This window comes from Polaribacter sp. Z014 (genome assembly GCF_023555435.1).
Taxonomy (GTDB): domain Bacteria; phylum Bacteroidota; class Bacteroidia; order Flavobacteriales; family Flavobacteriaceae; genus Polaribacter.
In genome coordinates this window covers 82,061-103,167 of sequence record NZ_JALCZP010000004.1, presented here as the reverse complement: position 1 = coordinate 103,167, position 21,107 = coordinate 82,061, and the positions used below count along the sequence as shown (strand labels likewise).

General features: G+C 30.0%; 18 protein-coding genes. 8 read left to right on the top strand and 10 right to left on the bottom strand.

Features of this window, described 5'->3' with window-relative positions:
• Positions 1-47 precede the first annotated feature (47 nt).
• From MPF19_RS07365 to MPF19_RS07355, 3 genes are all read left to right on the top strand, one after another.
• Positions 48-875, top strand: coding sequence for a 3'-5' exonuclease (locus MPF19_RS07365; RefSeq protein WP_249987495.1), 828 nt, complete (start codon positions 48-50; stop codon positions 873-875).
• 199 nt (positions 876-1,074) lie between these two features.
• Positions 1,075-1,560, top strand: a complete 486-nt coding sequence (locus MPF19_RS07360; protein ID WP_203393984.1) for an ABC transporter ATPase — start codon at positions 1,075-1,077, stop codon at positions 1,558-1,560.
• 190 nt (positions 1,561-1,750) lie between these two features.
• Positions 1,751-4,669, top strand: a complete 2,919-nt coding sequence (locus tag MPF19_RS07355; protein ID WP_249987494.1) for a serine hydrolase domain-containing protein — start codon at positions 1,751-1,753, stop codon at positions 4,667-4,669.
• Between the two features lie 162 nt (positions 4,670-4,831).
• Here MPF19_RS07355 and MPF19_RS07350 read toward each other — a convergent pair whose 3' ends face one another.
• The 6 genes from MPF19_RS07350 to MPF19_RS07325 all read right to left on the bottom strand — a co-directional run bounded on the left by MPF19_RS07350 (position 4,832) and on the right by MPF19_RS07325 (position 10,765).
• Positions 4,832-5,884, bottom strand: coding sequence for a 1-acyl-sn-glycerol-3-phosphate acyltransferase (locus MPF19_RS07350; protein ID WP_203393986.1), 1,053 nt, complete (start codon positions 5,882-5,884; stop codon positions 4,832-4,834).
• Between the two features lies 1 nt (position 5,885).
• Positions 5,886-6,806, bottom strand: coding sequence for a bile acid:sodium symporter family protein (locus tag MPF19_RS07345; RefSeq protein WP_203393987.1), 921 nt, complete (start codon positions 6,804-6,806; stop codon positions 5,886-5,888).
• Between the two features lie 127 nt (positions 6,807-6,933).
• Complete coding sequence (locus MPF19_RS07340; protein ID WP_249987492.1) at positions 6,934-7,575, bottom strand: DUF4159 domain-containing protein; 642 nt, start codon at positions 7,573-7,575, stop codon at positions 6,934-6,936.
• Between the two features lie 39 nt (positions 7,576-7,614).
• Positions 7,615-8,322 (bottom strand): 16S rRNA (uracil(1498)-N(3))-methyltransferase, encoded by a 708-nt coding sequence (locus MPF19_RS07335; protein WP_249987490.1) that lies wholly within the window; start codon positions 8,320-8,322, stop codon positions 7,615-7,617.
• Between the two features lie 154 nt (positions 8,323-8,476).
• Positions 8,477-9,598 (bottom strand): GTP cyclohydrolase, encoded by a 1,122-nt coding sequence (locus tag MPF19_RS07330; RefSeq protein ID WP_249987489.1) that lies wholly within the window; start codon positions 9,596-9,598, stop codon positions 8,477-8,479.
• 30 nt (positions 9,599-9,628) lie between these two features.
• Positions 9,629-10,765 (bottom strand): transporter, encoded by a 1,137-nt coding sequence (locus MPF19_RS07325; protein ID WP_203393991.1) that lies wholly within the window; start codon positions 10,763-10,765, stop codon positions 9,629-9,631.
• A gap of 177 nt (positions 10,766-10,942) precedes the next feature.
• Between MPF19_RS07325 and MPF19_RS07320 the strand changes: the two genes are divergently transcribed.
• Genes MPF19_RS07320 through MPF19_RS07300 form a run of 5 tightly spaced genes read left to right on the top strand, consistent with a single transcriptional unit; the run spans position 10,943 to position 17,560 of the window.
• The gene (locus MPF19_RS07320) at positions 10,943-11,200 is read left to right on the top strand and encodes a DUF4834 family protein (protein ID WP_203393992.1); all 258 of its coding nucleotides are present in this window, start codon (positions 10,943-10,945) and stop codon (positions 11,198-11,200) included.
• Positions 11,201-11,203: 3 nt separating this feature from the next.
• Positions 11,204-13,621: a YfhO family protein gene (locus tag MPF19_RS07315; protein ID WP_203393993.1), complete on the top strand. Its 2,418-nt coding sequence runs from the start codon at positions 11,204-11,206 to the stop codon at positions 13,619-13,621.
• The gene (locus MPF19_RS07310) at positions 13,618-14,805 is read left to right on the top strand and encodes a glycosyltransferase family 4 protein (protein ID WP_203393994.1); all 1,188 of its coding nucleotides are present in this window, start codon (positions 13,618-13,620) and stop codon (positions 14,803-14,805) included. Before MPF19_RS07315 ends, MPF19_RS07310 begins: the two co-directional genes overlap by 4 nt.
• Positions 14,805-16,070, top strand: a complete 1,266-nt coding sequence (locus MPF19_RS07305; protein ID WP_249987487.1) for a glycosyltransferase family 4 protein — start codon at positions 14,805-14,807, stop codon at positions 16,068-16,070. The genes MPF19_RS07310 and MPF19_RS07305 overlap by 1 nt, the downstream gene beginning before the upstream one ends.
• A 2-nt stretch (positions 16,071-16,072) precedes the next feature.
• Positions 16,073-17,560 (top strand): lipopolysaccharide biosynthesis protein, encoded by a 1,488-nt coding sequence (locus MPF19_RS07300; RefSeq protein WP_249987485.1) that lies wholly within the window; start codon positions 16,073-16,075, stop codon positions 17,558-17,560.
• Here MPF19_RS07300 and MPF19_RS07295 read toward each other — a convergent pair.
• The 4 genes from MPF19_RS07295 to lepB all read right to left on the bottom strand — a co-directional run bounded on the left by MPF19_RS07295 (position 17,551) and on the right by lepB (position 21,051).
• A complete protein-coding gene (locus tag MPF19_RS07295) occupies positions 17,551-17,856 on the bottom strand; it encodes a DUF6122 family protein (protein ID WP_249987483.1) in 306 nt (101 codons plus the stop codon). The two genes, MPF19_RS07300 and MPF19_RS07295, sit on opposite strands and share 10 nt — an antisense overlap.
• Positions 17,857-17,985: 129 nt before the next feature.
• Positions 17,986-18,561 (bottom strand): Crp/Fnr family transcriptional regulator, encoded by a 576-nt coding sequence (locus MPF19_RS07290; protein ID WP_349666067.1) that lies wholly within the window; start codon positions 18,559-18,561, stop codon positions 17,986-17,988.
• Positions 18,562-18,605: 44 nt separating this feature from the next.
• Positions 18,606-19,208: a WbqC family protein gene (locus MPF19_RS07285; RefSeq protein ID WP_249987480.1), complete on the bottom strand. Its 603-nt coding sequence runs from the start codon at positions 19,206-19,208 to the stop codon at positions 18,606-18,608.
• A 145-nt stretch (positions 19,209-19,353) separates the two neighbouring features.
• The gene (gene lepB, locus MPF19_RS07280) at positions 19,354-21,051 is read right to left on the bottom strand and encodes a signal peptidase I (RefSeq protein WP_203394000.1); all 1,698 of its coding nucleotides are present in this window, start codon (positions 21,049-21,051) and stop codon (positions 19,354-19,356) included.
• Between the last annotated feature and the right edge of the window lie 56 nt (positions 21,052-21,107).

Here is a 21,107-nt window from a genome sequence, read left to right as displayed (position 1 = left end):
TTTGAATTGAAAATTCAAAGTTGAGCAATAAACTTAAAAAATAAATTTTGGAATTAAAACTTATTAAACCAATCGTATTTTTCGATTTAGAAACAACAGGTGTAAATATTGCAACGGATAAAATTGTAGAAATAGCAATTTTAAAAGTGTTTCCGAACGGAAATAAAGAAAGTAAAACTTGGTTGGTAAACCCGGAAATGGAAATTCCACAAGGATCTATAGATGTACACGGAATTACCAATGAAAAAATAGCTTCAGAACCAACTTTTAAAGAATTGGCACCAAAAATTAATGAGATGATTGGTGATGCTGATTTGGCTGGTTTTAATTCTAACCGTTTCGATATTCCACTTTTAGCGGAAGAATTAATGCGAGCAGGTATCGACTTTGATATGAAAAATAGAAAAGCCATTGATGTACAAGTCATTTTTCATAAAAAGGAACAAAGAACTTTAAGTGCAGGTTATCAATTTTACTGTGGTAAAGAATTAGAAGGTGCACACGGAGCAGAAGCAGATACCAATGCAACCTATGAAATTTTGTTGGCTCAGTTAGATAAATATGAGGATATAGAGAATTCTGTAGATGCTTTAAGTGAATATTCTACACACGGAGAAAGAGCTGATTTTGCTGGCTTTATTTTGATGAATGATCAAAAACAAGAGATTTTCTCTTTCGGGAAATACAAAGGTAGAACCGTAGAAGAGGTGTTTAAAGAAAACCCTGGGTATAATAATTGGATGCAAAATGCAGACTTTCCTTTATACACCAAAAAGGTGTTGAAAGAAATTAAAGAAAGAATGACGGCTCCAAAAAAGCAAATGTCTGACGCAGAAAAGTTACAAGCTTTGCAACAGAAATTTAATTTAAGATAGTAAAGTAAGGGAGCACAATCACTTGTTGAATCTTTTGGTTTTGTCATTTCGAAATGAGTCTTTTTAGGCATTTCGGCGTCGCTCAATATTAACTAATGAGAAATCTCATAGTTAACTAAGAACTTAATTTTAAGTCTTATAATTTAGATTGGTTAAACCAATCTGATAATTACACAGTTAAACAATTACACAACAAACAATGTTTACAGAATATAAAAATTTACCAAATAATTCTCGCGTTTGGATTTATCAATCCGACAGAGAATTTACTGCAAAAGAAGTTGAATTTATTACTGAAAAAGCAATAGATTTCATCAATCAATGGACGCGTCATGGAGACGATTTAAAAGGTTCTTTTACTATAAAATACAATCAGTTTTTAGTGTTAGCAGTAGATGAAAGTTTTAATAATGTGTCTGGTTGTTCTATAGATAGTTCGGTTCGTTTTATTAAAGAAATAGAAAATGAATTGAAATTAGATTTAATGGATAAAATGAATGTTACTTTTAAAGATAACGACAATGTTAATTTAGTAAAATTGTTCGATTTTCAGCAGTTTGCAAAAGAACAGAAGGTAACTGGAGAAACTATTGTGTTTAATAATATGGTAAATACAAAAGCAGATTTTGAAAGCAATTGGGAGATTCCAGCAAAAGATAGTTGGCACAAACGTTTTTTGGTATAAAAATTGTTTTAAGTTATTAAATTGAGCTTGCAAATTGGTTGCGTTAAGGATTGAACGGTTTGTTTGAGCTCTTTTTTAGGTGTAGTTCGAGTGATTACGCTTTTTTAGCGTAATTGTATCGAGAACAAACCTAAAAAAAGCGAGTAGTGAAAGCCTGTTAAAACGCCCAAAAAAATAGGGTAAAAAAAATATGAAGAAAGAGTTACTATTAATCGTTTTTATAAGTTTTGTTTTTAATTTATCTGCACAAAGTGTAGATCCTTTAATTACAAAAGATGCAGAAGCGCAAAATATTTGGGTGGATAGTATTGTGAAAAATATGACTTTAGATGAAAAAATAGGTCAGTTATTTATGATACAAGCCTATTCTAATAAAGACAAAAAGCACGAAGATTATATTACTAGCATGATTACAAAATATCATGTGGGTAATTTAATTTTTATGCAAGGTACGCCAGAAAAGCAAGCAAGGCTTACAAATAAATATCAAGATTCTGCAAAAGTTCCTTTATTAATTGGTTTTGATGGTGAATGGGGTTTAGACATGCGTTTAAAAGATACCTATCGTTTTCCTTGGAACATGACATTGGGAGCTATTAGAAACGATTCTTTAATTAAAGAATTTGGAGAGCACTTAGGGAAACACTGCAAAAGATTAGGAATTAATATTAATTTTGCTCCAGTTGTAGATATCAATACAAATCCGGATAACCCAATTATTGGTAATCGTTCTTTTGGAGAAAACAAAGAAAATGTAACTCAAAAAGCCATCGCTTTTACACAGGGTATGCAAAGTAAAGGGGTTTTGGCAAATGCCAAACATTTTCCGGGTCATGGAGATACGGCAACAGATTCTCACCAAACATTACCTGTTTTAAATTTTGATATGGCGCGTTTAGATTCTATTGAGTTGTATCCGTATAAAAAAGTATTTGATGCAGGTATAACAAGTGTTATGACAGCGCATTTAAGCATACCCAGTTTAGAATCTGATAGCAGATTGCCAACTTCTTTATCTAAAAACGTAGTGACTAATTTACTGCAACAAAAATTAGGTTTTTTAGGATTGGTAATTACCGACGGTTTAAACATGAAAGGTGCTGCTAATTATGCCACATCAGCAGAAATTAATTTGGCAGCAATTCAGGCAGGGAATGATTTATTGTTAATTCCGCAAGAGATTCCGGCAACCATCAATTTAATTAAAAAAGCGGTTGAATTAAAAACGCTAACAGAAGAAAGAATAGATGTTTCTGTTTGTAAAATTTTAAAAGCTAAGTATTGGGCGGGTTTAAATAAGTACAAACCGATATCATTAAAAAATCTTCATGAAGATTTAAATTCAATTCAAGATGAATTATTGCATAGAGAATTGGTGAAAAGTTCCTTAACTGTTGTTAAGGATGTTGGAGAAAATATACCTGTTAGAAATTTAGAAAAAAAGAAAATTGCATACGTAAAATTAGGGGATGATTCTGGGTATGATTTTGTAAATATGCTAAAAAACTACGGCAAGGTAGATATGATTTCTGATAATAATCTAGATGGACTTATTAAAAAACTGAAACCGTATAATTTGGTAGTAGTTGGTTTTCATAAATCGAATACAAACCCATGGAAAAGCTATAAATTCACTAATAAAGAGTTGGTTTGGTTGCAAGAAATTGCTAGAGATAATACCGTGATTTTAGATGTATTTGCAAGTCCTTATAGTTTATTGCAGGTAAAAACTTTTACAAATATAGAAAGTGTTATTGTTTCTTATCAGAATAGTAAACTGTCGCAACAATTATCTGCTCAATTAATTTTTGGTGCTTTTGGAGCTAAGGGAAAATTACCTGTTTCTATTAGAGGTGAGTTTTTTGAAGGTAGAGGTTTTCTTACATCAAACCTTAATAGGTTTGAGTACACCATACCAGAAGCAGCTAATTTATCATCCATAAAATTAAAAAAGATAGATTCTTTAGCAAGTATTATTTTAAAGAAAAAAATGGCACCCGGTTTTCAAGTTTTAGTGGCAAGAAATGGTAAAATTGTGTTAGAGAAAAGTTATGGACATCACACGGATGATAAGAGTGAAAAAGTAAAAAATTCTGATGTGTATGATTTGGCATCGCTTACTAAAATTTTAGCCTCTTTACCTTTAATAATGAAGGCAGAAGAAGAACATAAAATTACATTAAATGAAAAGCTACAAGATCTCTTACCTAGTTTTAAAGGTTCTAATAAAGCGGCTGTTTCTGTTAGAGAAATACTTTCTCATTATGGTAGATTAAAAGCATGGATTCCTTTTTATGTGGCAACTCAAGATAGTGTGACTCATAAAAACTTACCTAGTTTTTATAGTAGTAAAAAATCAGCAAAATTTGCTATAAAAGTTGCAAAAAACTTATATATAAACAAGAGTTATAAGGATAGTATTTATAAATATATTAGAGATGCAGACCAAAGAGAAAAAGCGGGCTATAAATATAGCGATTTAGGTTATTATCTATTTAAGGAAGCATTGGAGAAAACATACGATAAACCTTTAAATAAATTAGTGGATGAAGATTTTTATCAATCTTTAGGGGCTAATAGAACTAGTTATTTACCACTACAAAAGTTTGCTAAGAATGAAATTATTCCTACCGAAAAAGACAATTATTATCGCAACCAATTAATACAAGGTTATGTACATGATCAGGGGGCTGCAATGTTAGGTGGAGTAGGTGGTCATGCTGGTTTATTTGCCAATGCAAATGATGTTGCTAAGATTATGCAGATGTATTTGCAAAAAGGATATTATGGAGGTAAACGTTATTTAAAAATGGAAACAGTAAATAAATTTAACCATCGTTATTTTTCAGGTAAAAATGTACGTAGAGGGCTAGGTTTCGATAAACCCCAATTAAATCCTAGAGTTAAGGCTACCTGTGGTTGCGTTTCCGATGAAAGTTTTGGGCATTCTGGTTTTACAGGGACTTATACTTGGGCAGATCCACAAAGCGGAATTGTGTATGTGTTTTTGTCTAATAGAGTGTATCCAACGGCAGCAAACAGAAGTTTGGTAAATAGCAATATGCGTACAGAAATTCAGCAAATTATTCAGGACGCCATTATTGATTAGAAGCTATTTCCTGCTTTCCGCACTGGTTTTTTTTATTCAGAAAAAGAATAAAAAAGAGCTCAAACAATTGCTACAAATGCAAAGCATTCAACGACTCAATAAAATATTAAAGCAGAGTTAATTAGGGCTAAACTTGCTTGCCAACTTTTTATATATTAAGAGCTAAGCTTCCGTATTTGTTGGCGAAAATTTACTGTATATAAATATTATAAAACAGCTAAAAGTAAAATAAAATAGAGCTATTTGGCTTCCAAATAAATACCATACAATAAAGGCTTGCAGTGCATAAAAAAGAGGTAAAACAAAGAGGTTATACGTATATCTAAAAGTATCTACAAAATCTATATCAGGATTCTTTTTGGCTTGTTTTTTATAAATGAAATAGTGTATCATACTATTTAAAATAATTAAGTAATAAAGCGGTTTTAAATAGTTAGTAGTACCTTCTTTTTTAGGCGGAAAGGTATTTGTTTTAATCATTTCTTGCACCTTTTTAACTTCTGTAAAATCTACTTGTGCTTCGTTTAACTTTGTTAAAGTTATGTTGTAGTTTTCATCTTTTTCTATATAAACAGAGAGTTCTTTTAATTGCTTTACAACTTCGTTTTTTAGAATGTTTATAGATTTACTAGGTATATTATTGGCGTAAATCTCGCTAGCATCAATAGGTGTTCCATAATGCAAAGCAACTTTACTAGGAAACTGGGAAGCATTTTGGTAGGTAAGTCCAACAGGTACCACTTGTATCTGTAAATCAGGATATTTTTCAATAGCTCCATACACAATTCTGGTAAAGCCTTTACTTAAAGGTCTTACCGTTCTGTCTCTACAATCACTCCCTTCCGGAAAAATCATTAAAGATTTACCTCTATTAAAAATATCGTAACATTTATTAAAAACTTCTTCGTTTTTTGCCAATTGATCGATGCCGTCGCGCATTCTGTAAATAGCAATTAGGTTTAAAGAATTAAGTATTTTTTCTATGATAGGATTTTTAAAAGCAGCTGCTTTTACTAAAAAGTAACTTGCTCTTGGGTTATTAGTGGTAACAATTAACGGGTCTATCAATCCGTTTGGATGATTTATGGCAAAAAGTACTGCACCTTTTTTAGGAACGTTTTTTAAACCAACAACTTTTATTTTTTTTGTGTAAAATACTAGTCCGAGTTTAACGTACTTACGTACTAAACGAAACCAAATCTGAGAAACTTCCATTTTATTTAATAATTTTTAAAGATGATTTTCTACCCCAATAAGTTGCTAATGCCATGCCAGAAAAAACATCCCAAACTCCCCAAAAAGCAGCTAATAAAGCCATTCCTCCTAAACCTTCAAAGAAACCGAAAATAAGTAATAAACCCAAGCCTCCATTTTGTATGCCTGTTTCCATTGCAATTGTTTTACAATCTTTTTTATTCAATTTAAAACTTTTTGCTGTATAAAACCCTAAAATGTAGGCAAATATATTATGAAAAATTACTAAGAACAGTACATGGTGAATATGATGAATAAAAATATTTAAATTTTGATAAAAAGCAATAAAAATTAAAGCAATAAAAACCAACATAGATAGCGGTTTTAATACTTTTTCTATCTTGTTCGCCACTTCCGAATGGTAATGTTTAATAACCATTCCAAGTATTAAAGGAATTCCTAAAATTATAGAAACCAGTTTAAATAAATCATAAGGATTTAAAGAAACAGTTTTTAAAATTTTATTGGTAGGTTCGTATAAGCTTCCCCAAAACTGTAAATTTAGAGGTGTCATTACTATACATATTAAAGTGGCAAAAGCTGTTAAGCTAACGGATAAAGCTGCATTTCCACCAGCCATCTTACTAAAAAAGTTAGAGACATTTCCGCCAGGACATGCGGCAATCATCATCATTCCTAAAGCAAAACTAGGATGAGGTTCTATAATTAAAATAGCTAAAAAAGTAGCAGCAGGCAATAAGATAAATTGCGATAAAACACCCACAAATACTATTTTAGGATTTTTAAAAAGTCTTTTAAAATCTTCTATAGAAATACCCAAAGCAACTCCAAACATAATAATGGCAATAGCAATGTTTAAAACCCATAAACCACTTTCATCAAAGTTTATTTTAATATCGTCTATATCTATGTTGTTTTGCATTTATTTAAAAAAGTTTCAAGGTTTCTGGTTTTCTTGCTTCAAAAAAATCTTGGTTCAAATTTTATTTTTTTCACGTAAAGTTGCAAAGCGTATCGTTTTTTATTTTTGCTAACAGCTAACAGCTAACTCAATTCTTAAAAGCAAACTCAATTATGTTCGCACCCATTTTTAAGGATTTTTCACGGATATTTTTAGGATCGTTGTGTATAATTTCGTCTTCCCAACCATCACTTAAATCTGTTTCATAGTCGTAAAAAACCACCAACCTTCCTTCGTAAAATAGACCAAAACCCTGTGCAGGCTTTTTATTATGCTCATGAATTTTAGGAACACCGTTTGGGAATTTAAAAGTCTGACTGTAGATAGGGTGATTATTTGGAATTTCTTTGAATTCCAATTTAGGAAAGACTTTTTTTAGTTCTCTTCTGATGTATTTATCTAAACCATAATTGTCTGAAACATGCAGGAATCCGCCGGAAATTAAATAATTTCTTAAATTATTAGCATCGTCATCAGAAAACAAAACATTTCCGTGTCCGGTCATAAAGAGGATAGGGAAATTAAAAATGTCTTCGCTACCAATCGTTACTGATTGTGGATTTTTAGAAATATGAGTTCCAATATTGGTGTTTGCAAAGTCTATTAAATTAGGAATTGCAGTTGGGTTTGCATACCAATCTCCACCACCATTATATTTTAAAATGGCAACATCTTGTGCGTTGGTATAGAAATTAAGAAATATAAATAATAGAATTAAAGTTTGCTTCATTAATTATTTTAGTGAGAATTAAAAGCAAGATAGTAAAAATTACTGATTGATAAACGAAATAGTGTTTACAGCAACTAAAGCAGCTGTTTCTGTGCGCAATCTACTTTCGCCTAAAGAAATAGGAATCATGTTTTTTGCTAAACATTTTTTTATTTCTTCTACAGAAAAATCACCTTCAGGACCAATTAAAATAGTTGTTTTTTCGGATGGTTTTATAACAGATTGTAACAAGTTTTTGTCTTGTTCTTCGCAATGTGCAATACAGACCTTGCCTTCAAAATCTTGTTTAATAAAATCATTTAATTTTACAGGTGCATTTAATTTTGGTAGCGTAAATTTTAAAGATTGCTTCATTGCAGACTGAATGATTTTTTCGAAACGTTCTAGTTTTACAATTCTACGTTCTGAATTAGAACAAATAATTGGCGTAATTTCATCAATACCAATTTCTGTGGCTTTTTCTAAAAACCATTCAATTCGATCATTTAACTTGGTAGGAGCAATGGCAATATGCAGGTAATAATTCCACGGTTTTGGTTTTTCTTCAAAACGAATCACTTCTGCCAAACACTTTTTATCACTAGCAAGAATAATTTGCACATCAAACAAAAAACCTTTTCCGTTGGTAATTTTTAGAACATCATTTGTTTTTTTGCGTAAAACGCGTACAATATGTTTGCTTTCAATTTTATCAAACGTAATTTGTGTGGTTTCTGTAGAAATTTCTGAATTATAAAATAGTTGCACGTTTAGTTAAAAGATTAAAGTTAGGTGTTTTTGATGTTTTTTTTGATTTAGTTTCAAAGTAGCAAAGAAGTATCGTTGCAAAGAACCAGTGATTTTTTAATTTTGCTACTGCTACTGCTACTGCTACTGCTACTGCTACTGCTACTGCTACTGCTTACTGAATACTCTTTCTATACGTTCTACGTCTTTTATGTGTTACAGGATGAAAATTTTCCCATAATTTTTTTATTGCTTCGTTGTCTTCTAATTCAGGAGTTCTAATGCAATTTTCTATACCTAAAGGCGCAAATGTCTTGGTGTATTGATCAAAAATAATAGCATGTACTCCTTTGTTTTGATAAGCTGGATGCACACCAATTAAGTAAAAAGTAACGTCTTTAGAGTGCTTTCTTGCTTTTAATAAATGGAACAATCCAAACGGGAATAATTTACCGTTAGCTTTTTGTAAAGCTTCAGAAAAAGAAGGCATTACAATGGCAAATGCTACTAGTTTATTGTTCTCATCTACCACAAATTTTATATATTCTGGGTTGATAAAAGAAATATATTTTTTCTTAAAAAAAGCAATCTGAGAGTCAGAGATTGGTACAAAGGAAGATAGTTTAGAGTACGAAGCGCTAAAAACCTCAAACATTTCATCTACATAAGGCATAATGTCTTTAGTCTTGGTAAAATCTAATGCTTTAAGTTTTAATCGTTTTTTTAAAATGTTACTTATTCTATCAAAATAAACACCATCTACATTTTTAAACTTGAATTTGTTTTCTAAATATTCTTTCTCTTTAACAAAACCTAATTGCTCTAAATGTTCTTTATAATATGGATGATTATACCAGGTAATCATGGTTCCTATATGATCAAAACCTTCCACTAAAACTCCAGTTTTATCTAAATTATTAAAACCAATTGGTCCTTCTATGTATTCTAATTTATTTTCTAGACCTATTTCTTTAACTTTTTCTAAAAGTACTTTACTAACTTCAATATCATCAATGACATCAAACCAACCAAAACGCATTTTTTTAATTTGTTGTTTTTCAACTTCAAACCAATTGATTATAGCAATAACTCTTCCCACAATTTCACCATCTCTTAGGGCAACAAAAAATTGTGCATCTGCATTCTCAAAAACGGGGTTTTTTGCTGGGTCAAAATTGTCAACTTCATCTTTAATAATTGGCGGAACCCAATACTTATTATTCTTGTATAGTGAAAAAGGAAATGTTACAAATTGTTTCATTTCCTTTCTGGTAGTCATTTTTTTGATTGTAATCATTTTACAAAAATAGTTTTTCTAATTGTTATTCTAATCATCTTCTACTTCTTTCTCTAACTCTTTAATTTCTCTTTCTAATTTTTCTATTTCTGATTCTTCTTTTTTCTTTTTCTTACCAAACAAACCTAAAAAACCACCTTTTTTCTCTTTTGTAGAAATTCTTTTACGACTTCTTTTTCTAATGGGTTTCTTCTTATCTTTTTTCTTAAAGACACTAAAAATTCTAGAGAAAAAATTATTTTGTTTTTTGTTGTATCTGCTTATTGGCGTGTCTTTTATTTGTTGTCCGTTGTCATTTAAATCGGTATAAGAATCATAATGACTATCTATTCTATAAGAAATCCCTAAACCTGCGTAAATACCCTGAGACTTTCCTTCTTTAATAAATCTAGCAGAGGTGTTCATTTGAAAATCTTTGTTAAAAAGATAAGCGAATCCTGCGCCAATATTTAGATTATTTTGATGTTTTAAGAAAATGCCTTGATGCTCAATAAAACCAGACCAATTATCGCTAAAATTTTGGGTAGCTGTTACTATATAAGAAATTTCAGAAAAATCGGTACCTATTTTATCGTAGTAAAGATTGTAAATAACATTAAATTGATTGGTAAGATTTTGTTGAAGTAAAACGCCTAATTTTGGCGATACACTTTCTGTTTTATAAAGGTCATTTACAACATCTGTATTTATACCCAAATAAACAGCAACAGAAGGGATAAAACGTTTTTTATCAAAAGCATGTCGCCTTCTCCAACTTCTTACTTCTTTCGTTTTATCGGTATATTCTGGTTGAAATAATAAATATTTTGCACCGATTGTAAATTTACTCAATCCAGAAGTTGAATATTGTGATGTAAAAATGTTATTAAACGTTACTTCGTCTTTTTGGTAAGTGAACTGCGCATTTAATTCTAATTTTTCAAGAAAAAAACTTGTTCTAAAAAGTAAATCTGCTCCAAAAGATTCTGGTATAGAAAAAGTGGGCTCTATACTTGTTTTTTTGTAGAAAAAATTAGTTTCAAATTGATAAACACCTGTACCAACACTATAAGGGCTTTCTGAAAAACCAGGTTTGTTAGAATTTATTACATCTGTATATTGTGCTTGTGTATAGTTAGATACAAGTATTGTAAATGTAATAAAAAGTTTAAGTAAAAGGTTTTTCATAAATTTTGGATACGATTTTATAGGTAATAATATCTGCTACACAAACATAGGATAAAAATGCTATTTTTTAAAAGCAAACGATACTTTTTTGAGTTTAAGAAAGTTTTATAGTTTGTAAACGCTTCAATTGTATTCAAATTGTTATTTTTGATTGATTTTTTATAAATATATATTTGAATGGGATTATTAAAAACTATTTTTTTTATTGTTCTTTTTTATTATGGTTTTAAGTTTTTAGCAAAATTGTTCGCTCCTTTTTTAATTAAAAAAGCGGCAGAAACAATTAAAAAGAAAGCAGAACAACAATATGGAGGAGGGCAAGAACAAAAAAGTACGGTTTCTGAAGGAGAAACAGTAATTGACAAAAAACCAAGTAATCAGCAACAAAGTAGAAACTCTGTTGGAGAATATGTAGATTTTGAGGAAATAGATTAATTTATGAAGTTTACTAAAATTTTACCATATATAGTTGCGGTGGCAATTTTTGCTTTGGCATCTATTATATATTTTCATCCGCTTTTAAAAGGGCAAAAACTGAATCAGTCTGATATTACTCAGTTTACCGGAATGGTAAAAGAGATTAATGATTTTAGGGCAGATAAAAATGCAGAACCTTATTGGACAGGTGCTTCTTTTAGTGGAATGCCAGCGTATCAAGTAAGTGCCTATTATCCGAATGATTTTGTAAGAGTTTTAGACATAACTTTACGTTTTTTACCAAGACCTGCAGACTATACTTTTTTGTACTTTTTAAGTTTTTTTGTATTAATGATGGCGTTGAAAGTCAATTGGAGACTGGCAATTTTTGGTTCTCTAGCCTTTGGGTTTTCAACCTATTTAATCATTATTTTTGGAGCAGGACATAATGCAAAAGCGCATGCAATTGCTTACATGCCATTGGTTTTAGCCGGATTGTTGTGGGTTTTTCAGAAACGATATATTTTAGGGTTTTTGGTAACTGGTGTAGCGATGGCTTTAGAAATTTATACCAATCATCCTCAGATGACCTATTATCTTGGGTTTTCACTATTAATTTTAGGAATGGTAGAACTTATAAACGCCATTAAAGAAAAAATTATTCCAACATTTATAAAACAAGTTATTGTAATTCTTGCAGCTGTTTTATTAGGTGTTGGCGCAAATTCTTCGCGTTTAATGGCTATGAAAGAATATGCAGACCATAGTACAAGAGGTAAGTCTGAATTAACCATCAATCCTGATGGAACCAAAAAAGCAGTGACTAAAGGTTTAGATAAAGCCTATATAACAGAATATAGTTACGCGAAATTAGAGACTTTTAATTTGTTTATTCCGCGTTTTATGGGCGGAGGAACGATGGAGAAATTAGGAGGTGATTCAAATTTTTATCAACTTTTAGAAGCGAAAGCAGGCAAAAAAGCAGCAAAGGAATATTCTGAACAAGCATTAACGTATTGGGGAGATCAAAACATTGTAGAAGCACCAGCATATATAGGAGCAGTAATATTTTTTCTGTTTTTCTTAGGGATGTTCTTAGTAAAAGGAAGACTAAAACAATGGTTAGTAGCTGCAACGGTATTTTCAATTTTAATGAGTTGGGGAAGAAATTTTGATGTTTTAACCAACTTTTTTATTGATTATTTTCCGTTATACAATAAGTTTAGAGCAGTTTCATCGATACAAATCATCGCTGAATTATCTGTGCCTATTTTAGGTGTTTTGGCTTTAAAAGAATTCTTTTCTTCTAAAATTTCTTCGGATGAAAAACGAGATGCTCTAAAAAAAGCAGTGTATGTTTTTGGAGGATTAATTATTGTAGGTTTTTTACTAGCACATGGTTTTTCAACCTTTGAAGGATTAAGAGATGCTCAATACAAGCAGTTACCTGGTTTAACAGATGCAATTATTTCTGATAGAAAATCGATGTTATTAACAGATACTTTGCGTTCATTATTTTTAATGATACTTTCTGCAGGTGTTTTATGGATGTTGTTAAAAGAGAAATTAAAACAAGGTGTAGCTATTTTAGTACTGACACTTTTTATACTGTTCGATTTAATTTCTGTTGATAAAAAGTATGTGAATGAAACCGATTTTAAATCTGCAAGAAAAATTGATAAACCATTTATAGCTTCAACAGCAGATAAAATTATATTACAAGATAAAAGTCATTATAGAGTTGGTAATTTTACGGTAAATCCAATGAATGATGGAAGTACCTCTTATTTTCATCAATCTATTGGTGGATATCATGCAGCTAAATTAGGACGTTATCAAGAATTATTCGATTTTCAAATAGCCAAAAATAACATGCAAGTTTTAAACATGTTAAACACCAAGTATTTTATTATTGGCAATGATAAAGGAGAAAAACAATCGCAATTAAACCCAGATGCCAACGGAAATGCATGGTTTGTAGAACATGTAAAAATTGTAAACTCTGCGAATCAGGAAATACAAGCGTTAGATTCTTTAAATACAAAGACGGTTGCCGTTTATCAATCCGACCCTTCTGTAAAAGATAGAATTATATTTCCTAAAGAAATTGACTCAACAGCTTCTATAAAACTTTTAAATTACGATGTTACAACGTTAACATATCAATCTAAAACAAACAAAGAACAATTTGCTGTATTTTCTGAAATCTATTATAAAGATGGTTGGAACGCTTATGTAGACGGAAAATTAACGCCATACGTACGTGTAGATTATGTGTTAAGAGGAATGACGATTCCTGCAGGAGAACATACGATAGAGTTTAAGTTTGAGCCAAAAGTAATTCAGCAAGGGAAAATCATTTCTTTATCTTCTTATGCTTTGCTACTATTGATAACCGTTGGTTGGTTCTTTTATGAAAAGAAGAGATTAAAGAAATGAAAATAGGAATGATTTTGGATGCTCCGTTTCCACCAGATCCGAGAGTAGAAAACGAAGCCGTTTCTTTGGTAAAAGCAGGACATGATGTTTTTCTATTTTGTTTAAAATATGCCGATGAAAAATCGTCTGAAGTTATAAACGGAATTCAGGTTAAAAGATATGCTTCTAATAAACTAGAGTATAAATTATCCGCTTTAGCATATACCTTTTCTTTGTATCATTTTTTGATGGGAAAAAAAATTCATCAGTTTGTAAAAGAAACAAAAATTGATGCTTTTCATATTCATGATATCAGAATTGCACAGGCTGTTTTTAATGTGAATAATGGATTTCATTTACCTGTAGTTTTAGATTTGCATGATAATATGCCTGAAGTAATGAAGTTGTATCCACATCTTCAAAAGTTTCCGGGAAAGTATTTGATTTCACCATTAAAATGGAAAAAGAAAGAAAAGGAATTTATAGGAAAAGCAACTAAGGTAATTGCTGTTTCTCCAGAATTTTTAGAGAATTTAGCACAAAGAATTCCATCAGCAAAAGATAAGTTAGTACTAGTTCCGAATACGATTAGAGAATCATTTTACACCAATTATACGATTGATAAAACGATTGTAGAGAGATACAAAGACAATTTTGTACTCTTATATTTAGGCGATACACATTTAAGAAGAGGCTTACAAACAGCCATTGAATCGCTAATTTCTTTAAAGGAATCGATTCCAAATATTAAGTTGGTAATTGTAGGTAAGAATACTACAGATGTTGTTTTAAAACAACAAGTTGCCGATTTAAAATTAGAAGAATTTGTCGATTTTGAAGGTTGGCAAAATGTTTCTTTATTTCAGTCTTATATTTTATCGAGTGCTATTTGTATTTCGCCTTTGCATAGAAATTTACAACACGATGTTGCGTATGCAAATAAGATTTTTCAGTATATGAGTCTCGCAAAACCTCTTTTGGTAAGTGATGCTACCGCTCAAAAAAGAGTTGTTGAAAAACATAATACAGGCTTAATTCATAAAGATAGAGATGTTAAACATTTTTCTGATAAAATTTTAATGCTCTACAAGGATGAAAAATTAAGAAATGAATTAGGACAAAATGGAAAAGAGTTTATAGAAAATGAATTTTCTTGGGAACAAACTTCTAAAAAACTACTACATTTATACGATAACTTACAATAGTGAAAGTATTAATAATTACATATTATTGGCCACCAGCAGGAGGTTCTGGAGTGCAACGTTGGTTGAAGTTTGTAAAATATTTACAAGAATTCGGAATAGAACCTGTGGTGTATACCGTTGATGATGTCAATTATCCGAAGGAAGATTTAAGCTTAATAAATGAGGTTCCAAAAAATATAGAAGTTTTAAAACAACCTATTTGGGAACCGGCGGATGTACTTTTTTGGAAAAAAAAGAAACCTAAAAAAAGCGGAATTTCTAACGTTAGTAACAGCGGTATTTTATCTTTTATTAGAGGGAATTTTTTTATTCCAGATCCTAAAGTGTTTTGGGTAAAAGCATCTGTAAAATACCTTCAGAAGTATTTAGATTCTCATAAAATTGATACTATTATTTCTACGGGGCCGCCACACAGTATGCATTTAATTGCTCAGAAATTACAGAAGAAAAATAATATAAAATGGCTTGCAGATTTTAGAGATCCTTGGTCAGATTTGTATTATAATAAAGATTTTAAGCAATTATCATTTGCTAAAAATAGAAATAGAAAATTAGAAGAAACTGTTTTAAAAAATGCAGATTGTGTGTTGACAGTTAGTAATTCTTTAAAAATTGAATTTGCTAAAAAAGCTAGTAGAGTAGAGGTTATCAGCAATGGTTTTGATGATGAAGTTTTAACCAAAAGTGCAATTAATTTAGATGCTAAATTTTCCATTTCGTACATCGGGTTGTTGCCAAAACAAAGTAACCCAAAAGTGTTTTTTAAAGTTTTAAGCCAACTTACTTTAAAAAATAAAGACTTTAAGAACGATTTAAAACTGAATTTTATTGGTGATATTTCTGATGAAGTTAAAGAAGTAATATCAAAAAATAATTTACTAGATAATTCTGATTTTAAAGGATATGTTTCTCATGAGACTGCTATAGAATATCAGAAAAAAGCACAAGTATTGTTGTTGTTAATTCCGAATGTAGAAAAATCTAAAGGAATATTAACTGGAAAATTATTTGAGTATTTAACAGCAAAAAGACCCATTTTAGCGATTGGACCGGAAGATGGGGATTTATCAGAAATATTAAAAGAGACCAATGCAGGAGTTGTAATTGATTTTGAAAATGAAGAAAAAATTACCTTAGAAATAGAACGGTTATATCATCAATTTAAGCTAGGAACTTTAGAAGTGAAATCTAAAGGCATAGAAAGATATCATAGAAAAGAATTGACGAAAGAGTTAGCTTTGATTATTAAAAGTTTACATTCGTAAGTATGGGGATCATTTTAAAACAGTCATTTAAAAATACTCTTTTTATTTACCTTGGTTTTGCTTTTGGCGGAATTAATACCTTGTTTTTATATACTCGTTTTTTAGAAGATGAATATTATGGTTTGGTAACTTTTTTGTTGTCTACTTCTAACCTGCTAATGCCTTTAATTGCGTTAGGAATTCATCATACCATTGTGAAGTTTTTTTCGAGTTATTTTACAAAAGTAGAGAAAGATCGGTTTTTATCATCAGTCCTTTTTTTACCATTATTAATTGCAATTCCTATTGCTTTTTTAGGAAACCATTTTTATCAAGAAATAGGTGATTATTTATCTATAGAAAACCCAATTATAAAAGATTATACGTTTGTTATTTACCTGATTGCTGTAGCTTGTTCTTACTTTGAGATTTTTTATGCTTGGGCTAAAGTTCAGTTTCAGTCTGTTTTTGGTAATATTTTAAAAGAGTTGTATAATAGAGTAATGGTAATGATTTTACTATTTGCGGTCTACTTTGAATTGATTACAAAACCAGAATTTATATATTATTTAACGGGTGCCTATTTTCTAAGAATGTTTATAATGATGTTTTATGCATTTAGTTTATATATGCCAAAATTCACCTTTTCTAAACCAGATAATTTCAAAGAAGTAATTCGTTTTTCTGGTTATATTATTTTAGCAGGAAGTGCAGGTGCTATTATTTTAGATATAGATAAGTTTATGATACCAGGTAAAGAGTCTTTAGTTAAAGCAGCTTATTATTCTGTAGCTGTTTTTATAGGTTCTTTTATAGAAGCGCCAAGTAGGGCAATGTTAAATATTTTGCAGCCGTTAACTTCTAAGACATTAAATGAAGAAAATCATAAAGAAGTAGCTTCTTTGTATAAAAAGAGTTCTATTAATTTATTATTAATTAGCGGACTATTTTTTGTTTTGATTAATGCAAATGTAGGGCAGTTATTTAACTTGTTACCTAAAGAGTACGGAGAGGGTGCTTTGGTAGTGCTAATGATTTCTATACTGAAGCTATACAACGGATTTTTAGGTAATAATGGAGCTATCATAAATAATTCTAAGTTCTACCGAGTTACGTTACCTATTAGTGTCTTTATGGCTTTGTCTGTGTACTTTTTAAATAAATTGTTTTATTACCAATTAGATATGGGAACGGATGGTTTGGCCTTAGCAACTTTAATAGTTGTCTTTTTGGCAAACACTTTTAAATTATTTTTTGTAAAAAGTAAGTTTTCTATGACTCCTTTTACAGACAAGTCTTTAAAAATGATTTTGATTATTGCTCTATTATATTTAGCTTTTAACTTTTGGGATTTTCCAATATGTGATGTCTATTTGTGGAGGTTTCCTGTTCATCCTATTATAAATATAGCGTTAAAAAGTATTTTAATAACTGTGATTTATATTTTCTTGGTGCTTAAACTTCATGTTTCTAATGAGTTTGATCTACTCCTTAAAAAATACTATAAATAGCAATCTATGTAATCGGTTAGCATGTGAAATAGCAGTGCAATACAAAGTATTCTCGTTTTCTTAAAGAATAATCCTACTACATAAAAACCAATGGCAATATAAGAGTGTAAAGGATGAAAGTTAATACTGCATCGGTTCTCTTTAAAAATAGGAGTAGCTAATAAATGATCTAAATCTACTAGCATAGAAAACAAAAATATTAAGTACACCATTTTCCATTTATCTTTAAAAAAGAAATAAGCTATAAAAGCAGGTACTATAAAATGAAGAGCATAATGTATTATAAATTTTGACATAAAAAAAAGGTTTATTCTTTTTACAAAACAAACCTTTTTGAGTATAATTATTCTTTGGGGGACATTGAACTTTTACACTGCTAATTTAGGTATAATTTGTATTTTAATTCTTTACCTATGTTAATAGAATTATTTTGAGTTTAATTTTTTTCTTATTCTACTTAATTGTACAGCCGAAATATTTAAATATGATGCTATATGATACTGCGGAATAATATTTTCTATATTAGGTATTTCTTTTTTAACTGCTTTATATCTTTCTGTAGCATCTAAAACTGATAAATTATATATTTTTTTTTCAAATAATAAAAAAACACTCTCTAATGCATTTGCGTACATAACTGCAATGTCAATATCCGCTGAAGCAAGTTTTTTTAATTTTTTATAATTTATAGAATATAATTCACAGTCAGTTAAACATTGATAGGTTAATAATGAACTTTTATTAGAAACCAATGCCCCAAACGAACCCGTAGAACAATAAGGAACAAATAAACTTCTTATATATTCTTTTCCTTTTTCATCTTCGTAATAAGACCTAACAATTCCTCTTTTTAAAATATATAAATGTGTAGGTATATCACCTGTTTTAGTCAAAATATCGTTTTTATGAAACTTTTTTAATTCAGTAATAGCTAAAAATTTTTGATAGGATTTTGAGGGTAACTTGTGGATGTTATTAATAAAAACAGATAATATGTTCACAAATGAGAGATTTGAAGTTATAAGTCTTAATTTAATGCAATTAATTATAAAAAACTAATTGCATTTGGTCCTTCCATGAAGACTAAGTCTAAAATAGATAAATTAGAAATAAAACCATGCTTATCGTCAAACATTTGTATGTATTTTTCGACTAATTTTTTTGGTTGATGTTTTGCATTTACCAATTCTCTAAAGTCTTTTTCTGTAGTTTCTACAGTATATTCTTCGGTTTTAGAGTATTGCAATGGTATTTGTAAGACATCTGCAATAAACAAATGCGTGTCCATATTTACATCTTGTAAAAAAGTATATTTTTTGTTGAATATTTTAAGTAAATCGTCTTCGTAAAACTCGTAAAAAGGAGAAGTCCTATAAGCAGTTTGTAAAGATTTTAAATGATGATCTTGCCAATGCGCATCGTTATCAACCAATAAATCTTTTGTTTTTTTTCGTTGAGAACTTCCTTTATTTTTATCCTTAACAGGAATATTTAATAGCTGTTTTCCGTTTGCGTTATATATATAGCATCTATTTCTATAGCTCTGTTTTTGAAAGTTATCGTCCATTTCAAAAACAACTGAATCCGATTTTACAATCTCTGAATATTGAGAAATAGGTCCAAAGTAAGTAGGTATAAATAAGGACATTTTTTATTAGTTTTCAGGTTTAGTATTCAGTCTCGTTCTCAGTATGCAATCTCAGTATGCAATCTCAGTTTACAGTAACAGTTAGTTTCTTTGTAACTTTGCGTCTTCGTGAGAAAAACTGGAAACTGCCACTGTAAAATGAATACTATTTCTTACCTTTTTTTCCTTTATAAAAACTATATCCAAAATATAAAGCTATTAAAGCTAAAACATAATATCTGTAAGAAACAGGTTCACCATCTCCACCTACGGTTGTAAACATTCTGTCCCAGCGGATAGATTTTATTTTTTCACCAAAAGTAGGTGCATTTGCATCCCAACTAAACCAAATTAAAACGGGTTTACCTAAAACATGATCAAAAGGTACATATCCCCAATAACGAGCATCTAGAGAGTTGTGTCTGTTATCTCCCATTAACCAATAATAATCTTGTTTAAAAGTATAAGAATCTGCTTTTTTACCATTAATAAAAATATTATCTCCAACAATTTGTAAATCGTTGTTTTCATAATTTTTAATAATTTGTTCATAATATGGAATCGAAGTAGCATCTAACTTTACGGTTGCTCCTGCTTTAGGAATGTAAATTGGGCCAAAATTGTCTTGACTCCAATGATTCGATTCTACATGAGGAAAAATAGCATTATCTGCTCCATGATTTACCTTTTTTACAGATACTGTAGCAGGATATTTTTTAAGTTGATTAAACTCTTCTTCGGTTAAATTGATGTTTATTTTGTTTGCTACATTCGTCATTTTTAGACGACTTGCTAAATCTTGAGAAACGCCACCTGCAACTTCTGTATATAAAGAATCTGAGCCTATTTTAGATAAGTTAGCACTCTTTTTAAAAGCTTCTTGAACTTTTGGGTTGTTCCAATATTCATTTAAAATTTTGTAAACTCCTGTTCTTTCTTTATTGATTAAAAATTTTGGAAAGTTATTAATGTCAATAGCAGATTTAGCTTCGTACGTGTAATAAAATTGAATTTTAGCTCTGTATGGTAATATGTTCTTTTTTCCGTTGATGTACACATAACCATCCTTAATTTCTAAAGAATCTCCTGCAATACCTACGCAACGTTTTACATAGTTGGTTTTTTTATCAACCGGTTTATACGTGAATTTACCAGAAGTATCTCCCCACATCGTAGCCAAAGTATCTGCAGGCCAATTAAAACAAACAATATCATTATTTTTAATTTTTTGTAAGCCAGGTAAACGTGTATAAGGTAATTGAGGTGATTTTAAGTAGGATGCAGTTCCTACAATAGGTAAAGAATCATGGACCATTGGAGCAGCAATAACTGTAGATGGAACCCTAGCACCATAATGAAACTTGCTTACAAAAAGATAATCTCCTACTAATAAAGATTTTTCTAATGAGGATGTTGGTATAGTAAAAGGTTGCATAAAATAGGTATGTACTAAAGTTGCTGCAATAATTGCAAAAGCAATAGAACTTACCCATTCTCCCAATTCAGAGCGAGGTTTTAAACTTCTCTCTTTATTGTATTTTGTGTCAGTAGCATAATTGATGTAAAAAATATAGAGTCCTAAAGTAATAATGACTAAAAAGGAATCTAATTTTTTATAAAAACCAAAAGTTCTAATGGTTTCTATCCAAATAACAGGAAACATTAATAGGTTTACAATAGGAATGAATAATAAGAAAATCCACCATTTTGGGCGTTTAATAATGCTCATTAATACAACTCCGCTATATACTGGTATTGCAGCTTCCCAAGCTTTTCTACCTGCTTTTACATATAGTTTCCAGGTGCCTAAAAAATGAATTACTTGTATTGCTAAGAAAAAGATAAACCACTCTATATAAGTCATAATTGTACTGTTTAATGTCTGTTCGAGCGCAGTCGAGAACTTGTAATATCTATTTT